Genomic DNA, 1,221 nt, shown 5'->3' with positions numbered 1-1,221 from the left:
TGACCTGCCCCCAGTATTAGATACAACCGTTAGTTAGTAATGTCGGTTTGTTTATCTTCACATTTTCCATTCCGCCACCGTGCTGCAAACTCTGATGGCGTCTGATAATTCAGTGCTGAATGTGGACGACACTCGTTATAATCCTGCCGCCAGTTATTAATGATTTTCCTTGCATGAACGATATCGCTGAACCAATGCTCATTCAGACATTCATCGCGAAATCGTCCGTTAAAGCTCTCAATAAATCCGTTCTGCGTTGGCTTGCCCGGCTGGATTAAGCGCAACTCAACACCATGCTCAAAAGCCCATTGATCCAGTGCGCGGCAAGTGAACTCCGGCCCCTGGTCAGTTCTTATCGTCGCCGGATAGCCCCGGAACAGTGCAATGCTGTCCAGAATTCGCGTGACCTGAACGCCTGAAATGCCGAATGCGATGGTAATTGTCAGACACTCCTTCGTGAAGTCGTCCACACAGGTCAGGCACTTGATCCTGCGACCTGTGGCCAGTGCGTCCATGACAAAATCCATCGACCAGGTCAGGTTGGGCGCCGCTGGGCGGAGCAGAGGCAGACGTTCTGTTGCCAGCCCTTTACGACGTCGCCTGCGTTTTACGCCCAGCCCGCTCAGATGATAAAGGCGGTACACGCGCTTATGATTAACATGAAGGCCTTCACGGCGCAGTAACTGCCAGATGCGGCGGTAGCCAAAACGCCGGCGCTCCAGTGCCAGCTCAGTGATGCGCCCTGATAAATGCGCATCAGCCGCCGGACGCTGAGCCTCATAGCGGCAGGTCGACAGGGACAAACCTGTAAGCTTGCAGGCACGACGTTGCGACAGACCGATCGCATCACACATAAACTCAACGGCTTCCCGCTTCTGGTCTGTCGTCAGTACTTTCGCCCCAGTGCCACCTGAAGTGCCTCCTTATCCAGCATGGCTTCGGCAAGCAGCTTCTTGAGTCTGGCGTTCTCTTCCTCAAGCAACTTCAGGCGCTTAACCTCGGGTACTTCCATGCCGCCATACTTCTTGCGCCAGGTATAAAAGGTGGCGTCGGAAATGGCGTGCTTGCGGCAGAGCTCACGGGCAGAAACCCCGGCTTCAGCCTCGCGGAGAATACTGATGATCTGTTCGTCGGAAAAACGCTTCTTCATGGGGGTGTCCTCATGTGGCTTATGAAGACATTACTAACATCGCGTTGTATTAATCAACGGGGAGCAGGTCA

Annotated in this window: 1 protein-coding gene; it reads right to left on the bottom strand. The window is 53.7% G+C overall.

What is annotated here, in order from left to right:
- Positions 1-29: 29 nt before the first annotated feature.
- Positions 30-1,150, bottom strand: a protein-coding gene (locus tag ACI2J2_RS24580) for an IS3 family transposase (protein WP_144079308.1) whose coding sequence is annotated in 2 segments (ribosomal slippage) — positions 30-892 and positions 892-1,150 — 1,122 coding nt in all. Because the reading frame shifts where the segments join, the coding sequence is not laid out codon by codon here.
- Between the last annotated feature and the right edge of the window lie 71 nt (positions 1,151-1,221).

Source organism: Serratia sp. NPDC087055 (assembly GCF_044900985.1).
Lineage (GTDB): Bacteria > Pseudomonadota > Gammaproteobacteria > Enterobacterales > Enterobacteriaceae > Serratia.
The sequence above is the reverse complement of the archived record's forward strand: the minus strand, read 5'-3'. Positions and strand labels throughout refer to the sequence as shown.